Source organism: Mangrovactinospora gilvigrisea (assembly GCF_001879105.1).
Classification (GTDB): domain Bacteria; phylum Actinomycetota; class Actinomycetes; order Streptomycetales; family Streptomycetaceae; genus Mangrovactinospora; species Mangrovactinospora gilvigrisea.
The window spans coordinates 1-8,734 of record NZ_MLCF01000060.1 but is presented as its reverse complement, the minus strand read 5'-3'; the positions used below and the strand labels follow the sequence as shown (position 1 = coordinate 8,734).

The window sequence follows — 8,734 nt, the reverse complement described above, 5'->3', positions numbered from 1 at the left end:
CGCCCTGCCGCTACTGCCTGGTGCCCAGGTGGTGGACGCGGACGAGGTTGGTCGTGCCCGTCACCCCGGGAGGCGAGCCGGCCGTCATCACCAGCGTGTCCCCGTGCTGATAGCGGCTCAGCCCGGTGACCGCCGAGTCCAGCTGACTGACCATCTCGTCCGTGGAGGCCACCTTGTCCACCACGAACGTCTCCACGCCCCAGCTCAGCGCCAGCTGCCCGCGCGTCTTCTCGTCCGTGGTGAACGCCAGCACCGGCTGCGCCGGCCGGTAGCGGACCACCCGGCGCGCCGTGTCGCCCGAGTTGGTGAAGGCGGTGATCGCCTTCGCCTCCAGGTTGGAGGCGAGCTCCACCGCCGCGCGGGCCACCGCGCCCGGCTGGGTGCGCGGGTCCGGAAGCTGCGGCGCCAGGTCGTTGGCGAGCATCTCCTGCTCGGCCTTCTCCACGATCCGGGACATGGTGCGGACCGTCTCGATCGGGTACTTGCCGACGCTGGACTCCGCGGAGAGCATCACCGCGTCCGCGCCGTCCAGGATCGCGTTGGCCACGTCGGAGGCCTCGGCGCGGGTCGGCCGCGAGGCGCTGATCATCGACTCCAGCATCTGGGTCGCCACGATCACCGGCTTGGCGTAGGCGCGGCACAGCTGGACGGCCTTCTTCTGGACGAAGGGCACGTCCTCCAGCGGCATCTCCACGCCCATGTCGCCGCGGGCCACCATCACGCCGTCGAAGGCGTCGACGATCTCCATCAGATTGTCGACGGCCTGCGGCTTCTCGACCTTGGCGAGCACGGGGCAGTGGACGTTCTCCTCGTCCATGATCGCGTGGACCCGGGAGACGTCCGCGGCGCTGCGCACGAAGGAGAGGGCGATCCAGTCGGCGCCCATCCGCAGCGCCCAGCGCAGGTCCTCGACGTCCTTCTCGGTGAGCGCCGGGACGCTGACCGCCGCGCCGGGCAGGTTGATGCCCTTGTGGTCGGAGACCGTGCCGCCCTCGATGACCACGGTGTGCACCCGCGGGCCCTCGACGCCGGTGGCCTCCAGGGTGATGGCGCCGTCGTTGATGAGGATGCGGTCGCCCTTGGAGACGTCCCCGGGCAGGCCCTTGTAGGTGGTGCCGGCGACCTTGGCGTCGCCGGGCACGTCCTCGGTGGTGATGGTGAACTCGTCGCCGCGCTTCAGCTCCTGCGGGCCGTCGGCGAAGCGGCCGAGGCGGATCTTGGGGCCCTGGAGGTCGGCGAGGATGCCGACGGCCTTGCCGGACTCCTCGGAGACCTGGCGCACCCGCTTCCACCGCAGCTCGTGCTCCTCGTGGGTGCCGTGGCTCATGTTCATCCGGGCGACGTTCATCCCGGCGTCCACGAGGGTGCGGAGCTGCTCCAGGCTCTCCGTCGCGGGGCCCAGCGTGCAGACGATCTTCGCTCTACGCATGCGCGGCGCACTTCCGTTCTATCGCTTCATCGACACAGTGGGCCGCACATCGTCGGACGGCCGTACAAGCGGATGTATTCATCAGACCAGTGACAGCATCTCAGGAGGCCGAGCCACCTCGCGCCAGGGCATACGTCTGACGGGCGATCTCCATCTCCTCGTCGGTGGGGACCACGGCGATCGCGGTGCGGCTGCCGTCCGCCGAGATCAGCCGGGCGGCGCCGGAGCGGACGGTGTTGCGCACCGGGTCGAGGATCATGCCCAGCGGCTCCAGCCCGGAGATCGCCGCGGCCCGCACCGCCGCCGAGTTCTCCCCGACGCCGGCCGTGAACGCCACCGCGTCCACCGTCCCCAGCACGGCGGTGTAGGCGCCGAGGTACTTCTTCAGGCGGTGGACGTAGACGTCGAACGCGGTGCGCGCGGCGGTGTCGCCCTCGGCCATCCGGCGGCCGATCTCCCGCATGTCGTTGTCCCCGCACAGCCCGACGAGGCCGCTGCGGCGGTTGAGCAGGGCGTCGACCTCGTCCACCGAGAGCTTCGCCTGCCGGTGCAGATGGAAGACCACCGCCGGGTCGAGGTCCCCCGAACGGGTGCCCATGACCAGGCCCTCCAGCGGGGTCAGGCCCATCGAGGTCTCCGCGCAGCGGCCCCGCTCCACGGCCGAGGCGCTGGCGCCGTTGCCCAGGTGCAGCACGATGACGTTGACCTCCTCCGGCTCCTTGCCGAGCAGCCGGGCGGTCTCCCGGGAGACGTAGGCGTGCGAGGTGCCGTGGAAGCCGTAGCGGCGCACCGCGTGCCGGTCGGCCGTCTCCCGGTCGATCGCGTAGCGCCAGGCGGCCTCCGGGAGGGTGGAGTGGAAGGCCGTGTCGAAGACGGCGACCTGCGGCAGGTCGGGGCGCATCCGCCGGGCCACCTCGATGCCCATCGCGTTGGCCGGGTTGTGCAGCGGGGCCAGCGGCACCAGCTCCCGGACGCCGGCCAGCACCGCGTCGTCGATCAGCGTCGGCTCGGTGTAGAGCGTCCCGCCGTGCACCACCCGGTGGCCGATCGCCGCAAGCTCCGGGGAGTCCAGGCCGAGGCCCTGCCCGGACAGCTCCCGGGAGACCCGCTCCAGCGCCTGCGCGTGGTCGGCGACCTCGCTGCCGGCCTCGCCGATCCGCTCCACCAGGCCGGACGCCAGCCGGCTGCCGTCGCTCATGTCCAGCAGCTGGTACTTGAGCGAGGAGGAGCCGGAGTTGAGGACGAGGACCCGGTTCGGTCCGGCTGCATCGGACATGCGCGCGCTCTCCTTACTTGCTCTGCTGGGCCTGCACCGCGCTGATGGCCACCGTGTTCACGATGTCCGACACCAGCGCCCCCCGCGACAGGTCGTTGACCGGCTTGCGCAGCCCCTGGAGCACCGGGCCGACGGCCACCGCCCCGGCCGAGCGCTGCACCGCCTTGTAGGTGTTGTTGCCGGTGTTGAGGTCCGGGAAGATCAGCACGGTGGCGCGGCCGGCCACCTCCGACCCGGGCAGCTTGGCGGCGGCCACCGTCGGGTCGACGGCCGCGTCGTACTGGATGGGCCCCTCCACCAGCAGGTCCGGGCGGCGCTCGCGCACCAGGCGGGTGGCCTCGCGCACCTTGTCGACGTCCTGCCCGCTGCCGGAGGTGCCGGTGGAGTACGACAGCATCGCCACCCGCGGCTCCACCCCGAACTGCTCGGCCGACTCGGCCGACTGGATGGCGATGTCCGCCAGCTGCTCGGCGTTGGGGTCGGGGTTGACCGCGCAGTCCGCGTAGACCAGGACGCGGTCGGCGAGGCACATGAAGAAGCAGGACGAGACGATCTGGGCGCCCGGGGCGGTCTTGATGATCTCGAAGGCGGGGCGGATGGTCGCCGCGGTGGAGTGGACGGCGCCCGACACCATGGCGTCCGCGATCCCGGCGTGCACCATCAGGGTGCCGAAGTAGGTGGGCTCGGCGACGATGTCGTGCGCCAGCTCCACGGTCATGCCCTTGTGGGCGCGCAGCTCGGCGTAGGTCTGGGAGAAGCTGTCCCGCAGGTCGGACTCGGCCGGGTCGACGATCGTCGCCTGGGCGGCCGTGCTGGGGTCCGACTCGCGGTCCAGGCCGAGGTCGATGCCGAGCTCGGAGAGCCTCTTGCGGATCACCGCCTCCTCGCCGAGCAGCACCAGGTCGACGACGTTGCGGCGGAGCAGCACCTCGGCGGCGCGCAGCACCCGCTCCTCCGCGCCCTCCGGGAGGACGATCCTGCGGCGGTCGGCGCGGGCCCGCTCCAGCACCATGTGCTCGAACATCATCGGGGTGGTGCGCTCGCTGCGGGCCAGCGCGATCCGGTTCGTCAGCTCGTCGGTGTCGACATGCAGTTCGAAGAGGCCGAGGGCGGTCTCGGCCTTGCGCGGGTTGGCCGGGGTGATCCGGCCCTCCAGGTTGCCGACCTGCTTGGCCGTCATCCAGCTGCCGTCCTTGACGGAGATCACCGGCGTGCCGGGGGCGAGCCGGGCGGCGAGCCGCAGCACGGTCTCGTCCGGGCGCTCGCCGAGGGTGAGCAGCACCCCGGCGATCGGCGGGGAGCCGGCGGAGTGCGCCGCCAGCGAGCCGATCAGCAGGTCGGAGCGGTCCCCGGGGGTGACGACCAGGCAGCCCTCGGTCAGGGCGTGCAGGAAGGTCGGGATGTGGGCGCCGCCGAAGACGAAGCCGCGGACGTCCCGGGCGAGGCCGGAGGCGTCGCCGAGCAGCACCTCGGCGTGGTTGGCGTCGACGATCTGCGCCACCGTCGGGGCGGAGAGCGCGGGGTCCTCGGGGAGGATGTAGGACGGCACGGGGAGCGCTTCGGCGAGGCGCCGGGCGACGCCCTGCTTGCGGCGCGCCGCCACCCGGTTGGCGATCATCGCCAGGATGTCGCAGCCCAGGTGGGAGTAGGCGGCGTGGGCGTTGCGCACCTCGGCGACGATGGAGTCGGTGTTCTGCTCGTGGCCGCCGACCACGGGCAGCACGGAGGCGCCCACCTCGTTGGCGAGCCGGGCGTTGAAGCCGAGCTCGTCGGGGATGTTGGTGCTGTTGAAGTCGGTGCCGAGGACGAGCATCGCCTCGTGCCGCTCGGCGACCCGGTGGAACCGCTCGACCAGCTGGGAGACGACCGCGTCGATGCCCTGCTCGGCCTGGAGCTCGGCGACCTCCTCGAAGGTGAGGCCGTACATCGCGTTGTAGGTCTCGCCGAGGCGGTAGCGGGCGCGCAGGGCGTCGACCACTTCGTCGGCGGCATCGGTCCGTCGGTCGGCGTGGACGACGGGGCGGAAGACGCCGACCTTGTCGACCTGGCGGCTGAGGAGCTCCATCACTCCCAGCTCGACGGCCTGGCGGCCGTCGCCGCGGGCGATGCCGGTTACGTAGACGCTGCGAGCCACAGCGGCTGCCGCCTTTCGCCGAGAGATTCATGGGTTCGGCTCTCGACAGTACCTGCGGTCGGGGGTGGTCGCTGTTCGCCGCCCGTTGATCGAATGCATTCCCTCTACACCCCGGCACCCCACCCGGACGGCTTCGCCGTCCGAGCGGTGCCGGGGCGTCAGGTGGGGGTGAGCCAGACGGCGGCGAGGGGCGGGAGGGTGAGGGCGGCGGGGCGTGGGGACGGGTCGACGTCGGAGCCGCCGTAGACGGCCGCGTCGGTGTTGAGGACGACGTCCCAGCCGGGCGCGTCCGGGAGCGTCAGCGGGTAGCCGTGCCGCACCACCGGCGAGAGGTTGGCGGCGCACGCCAGCATCCCGCCCCCGGCGTCCCGCCGGACGAAGGCCAGCACGTTGTCGTCCGCCGAGGTGCCGGGCAGCCAGGAGAAGCCGTCCGGGTCGGCGTCCTGCTCCCACAGCGCCGGCGTCCCCCGGTAGATCCGGTTCAGGTCGCGCACCAGCCGGAGCACGCCCGCGTGGTCCTCGCGCGCCGGATAGCCCTCGTCCAGCAGCCACCACTGCGGGCCGTCGTCGTGCGACCACTCCGAGCCCTGGGCGAACTCCTGCCCCATGAAGAGCAGCTGCTTGCCCGGGTGCGCCCACATGTACGCCAGATAGGCGCGCAGATTCGCCCGCTGCTGCCACCAGTCGCCCGGCATCTTCGCCACCAGCGACCGCTTGCCGTGCACCACCTCGTCGTGCGAGATCGGCAGGATGTAGTTCTCGGAGTAGGCGTAGATCATCGAGAACGTCATGTCGTTGTGGTGGTAGCGGCGGTGCACCGGCTCGTGCTGCATGTACTCCAGCGAGTCGTGCATCCAGCCCATGTTCCACTTGAAGCCGAAGCCCAGCCCGTTCTGCTCGGTGGGCTTGCTGACGCCGGGCCAGGCGGTGGACTCCTCGGCGATCGTCATGACGCCCGGGCAGCGCCGGTAGACCGTGGCGTTCGCCTCCTGGAGCAGGCTGACGGCCTCCCAGTTCTCCCGGCCGCCCGCCGCGTTGGGCAGCCAGTCGAGGCCCTCGCGGGAGTAGTCGCGGTAGAGCATGGACGCCACCGCGTCCACCCGCAGCCCGTCGATGTGGAACTCCTCGCACCAGTACACCGCGTTGGCGACCAGGAAGTTGCGCACCTCGGTGCGGCCGAAGTCGAAGGTGAGGGTGCCCCAGTCGGGGTGCTCGCCGAGCCGCGGGTCGGGGTGCTCGTAGAGCGGGCCGCCGTCGAAGCGGGCCAGCGCCCAGTCGTCCTTGGGGAAGTGCGCCGGCACCCAGTCCATGATCACGCCGAGGCCGCGTCGGTGGCAGGCGTCCACCAGGTGCTTGAAGTCCTCCGGCGGGCCGAGCCGCGCGGTCGGCGCGTAGTAGGAGGTCACCTGGTAGCCCCAGGAGCCGCCGAACGGGTGCTCGGCGACGGGGAGCAGTTCGAGGTGGGTGAAGCCGAGGTCGGCGACGTAGTCGGGGAGGACGTCGGCGATCGCGCGGTAGCTCGTCAGCTCGGGCCGCCAGGAGGGCAGGTGGACCTCGTAGACGGAGAGCGGCGCGCGGTGGTGGGGCCGCTCCCGGCCGCGGGAGGCCATCCAGGCGTCGTCGCCCCAGGGGTGGCCGCCGTCCGGGTCGGCGACGACCGAGGCGGTGTCCGGCGGGGGCTGGGTGCGGCGCGCCATCGGGTCGGCCTTGAGGCGGTAGGCGCCGTCCGCGCCGAGGATCTCGTACTTGTAGCGGTCGCCGGGCCCGACGCCGGGCGCGAAGACCTCCCACACCCCGCTGGCGCCGAGGCTGCGCATCGGCAGGCCGGTGCCCTCGCGCCCCTGCGACCAGGCGTTGTGGTCGCCGACCAGCCGGACGCCGCGGGCGTTGGGCGCCCAGACGGCGAACGCGGTGCCGGCCACGGGGCCGTGGCTGGTCTCGATGTCCATCGCGCGGGCGCCGAGGGCGTGCCAGAGCTGCTCGTGGCGGCCCTCGGCGATCAGGTGGAGGTCGAGCGGGCCGAGGGTGGGGAGGAACGCCCACGGGTCGTCCGCCTTGCGCTCCTCGCCGCCGTAGGTGACCAGCAGCGAGTGGTCGGGGAGCGTGGCGAGCGGCAGGACGCCGGTGAAGAGGCCGTCGCCGTGGTCGTGGAGGCGGGCGCGGCCGATGGGGGTGTCGACGGTGACCTGCTGGGCGAAGGGGCGCCAACTGCGGATCGCCAGGTGGTCGTCGGGGAGCGGGTGGACGCCGAGGAGGGCGTGCGGGTCGTGGTGGGCGCCGTGGCGGAGGCGGTCCAGCTCCTCGGGGTCCAGGGGGGCGGGGCCCAGGCGGAGCGCGTCGGGTTCGGCGGGTTCGCCCGCGCCCTTGCGGGGCTCGTGGTGGGTGGTCATCGGGTAAGGTCCTCCGTTCAGTCCGGCTGCGCCGCGAGGCGGGCGGTGGCGGCCAGGGGTATGGGGAGCCAGTCGGGGCGGTGGCGGGCCTCGTAGCCCACCTCGTAGACCGCCTTGTCCGTCTCGAACGCGCGCAGCAGAGTCGCGTCGGACGGGCCCGCCGCGGCGGCGTAGCCGGCCAGGTAGGCCGCCCGGTTGGCGTCCGCCCAGGCGCGCGCGCGGGCGTGGCCGGCGCCCGCGGGGCCGGCGTGGCCGGCGGCGTAGTCGAAGGAGCGCAGCATCCCGGCCACGTCCCGCTCGGCGGGCCGGGGGAGCCGGCGCTCCGCCAGGGGGCGGGCCGGCTCGCCCTCGAAGTCGATCAGCCGCCAGCCGTCCGGCGTACGGAGCGTCTGCCCGAGGTGGAGATCGCCATGCGTGCGCTGCGCCAGCAGGGCTCCGGACGGGCGTCCGGCCAGCTCGCGGAAGACCGCCCGCAGGCCGTCGCGGTGCGGCCGCAGCTGCGGGACCTCGGCGGCGACCGCGTCCAGCCGGTCGCTCATCTGCTCGGCGAGCGCGGACGCCTGAGGGCCGCTCAGCCGCTCGGTGCCGAGCGCGTCGGCGAGCGCGCGGTGCACCTCGGCGGTGGCCCGGCCGAGGCGGCGGGCGTCCTCGGTGAAGCCCGCGCCGGGGTCGGTGTCCGGGCCCGCCGCGCGGGCGGTGGCGCGGCGGACCGAGGCGAGGGCCAGCTCCCAGCCGTCCGTCCCGTCCGCCAGGAACTCCTGGAGCAGGGCGAGCGTGGTGGGCTCCGCGGCGGCCGGGCCGGGCAGCGGCGCCTCGATCCAGGCCAGCGGGTCCGGGACGGCCGCGCACTCCTGGCGCTGCAGCGCCAGCGTCAGCTCCAGGTCCGGGTTGAGGCCGGGCTCCAGGCGCCGGAAGATCTTGAGGATGGCCCGCGAGCCGTACACCACGGAGGTGTTGGTCTGCTCGGCCGTCCCGATGCGTCCGGCGAGCCCGGACGGGACGCGCGCCCCGGGCGCCCGCCGCAGCCGCACCCCGGGCCCGGGGGCGTCCAGCGGGCCGGGCGCCTCCTCGGCGACCGAGAGGGCGTCCAGCAGCAGCCGGGTCAGCTCCCCGTCGTAGAGGGCGTCGTGGACGACGAGGCCGTCGAAGGAGCCGCCGTCCACCCGGCCGAGCAGGCTCGGGGCGAGCCGGTCCGGCAGGGTGTGCCGGGTGCCGAGCAGCACCTGGTAGAGGTCGTCCGGGGCGGAGCCGTCGAAGCCGACGCGGACCAGCAGGTGCAGCAGGCCCGGGTCGCCGGTGCGCAGCCACACCGCGGACGCGGGCTCGACGGTGGCCGGGGCCCGCCCCCGCCCGGCGAACCAGCGCCGTCCCGGCAGCCAGGCGCGCAGCAGCGGCACCAGATGCTCCGTCAGATCGGCAGCGACGGCCCGGACCTCGACTGTCGGGGGCAGCCTCATGCCTCCCTCCGCAGCCGGAACCAGTAGAAGCCGTGGCCGGCGAGGGTG

At 73.4% G+C, this 8,734-nt stretch carries 5 protein-coding genes; all 5 read right to left on the bottom strand.

Annotated elements, in window-relative coordinates; all coding sequences use genetic code 11:
- Positions 1-10: 10 nt before the first annotated feature.
- The 5 genes from pyk to BIV57_RS26420 all read right to left on the bottom strand — a co-directional run bounded on the left by pyk (position 11) and on the right by BIV57_RS26420 (position 8,686).
- Positions 11-1,429: a pyruvate kinase gene (pyk, locus tag BIV57_RS12455; protein WP_071656823.1), complete on the bottom strand. Its 1,419-nt coding sequence runs from the start codon at positions 1,427-1,429 to the stop codon at positions 11-13.
- Between the two features lie 100 nt (positions 1,430-1,529).
- Complete coding sequence (locus BIV57_RS12450; RefSeq protein ID WP_071656822.1) at positions 1,530-2,705, bottom strand: acetate kinase; 1,176 nt, start codon at positions 2,703-2,705, stop codon at positions 1,530-1,532.
- 13 nt (positions 2,706-2,718) lie between these two features.
- On the bottom strand, positions 2,719-4,839 hold the full coding sequence (gene pta / locus BIV57_RS12445) for a phosphate acetyltransferase (RefSeq protein WP_071656821.1): 2,121 nt from the start codon (positions 4,837-4,839) through the stop codon (positions 2,719-2,721).
- 158 nt (positions 4,840-4,997) lie between these two features.
- Positions 4,998-7,229, bottom strand: coding sequence for a 1,4-alpha-glucan branching protein GlgB (glgB, locus tag BIV57_RS12440; RefSeq protein ID WP_079170264.1), 2,232 nt, complete (start codon positions 7,227-7,229; stop codon positions 4,998-5,000).
- A 17-nt stretch (positions 7,230-7,246) separates the two neighbouring features.
- Entirely contained in the window at positions 7,247-8,686 is a 1,440-nt protein-coding gene (locus tag BIV57_RS26420; protein WP_071656820.1) for a maltokinase N-terminal cap-like domain-containing protein, read from the bottom strand.
- Positions 8,687-8,734: the final 48 nt, after the last annotated feature.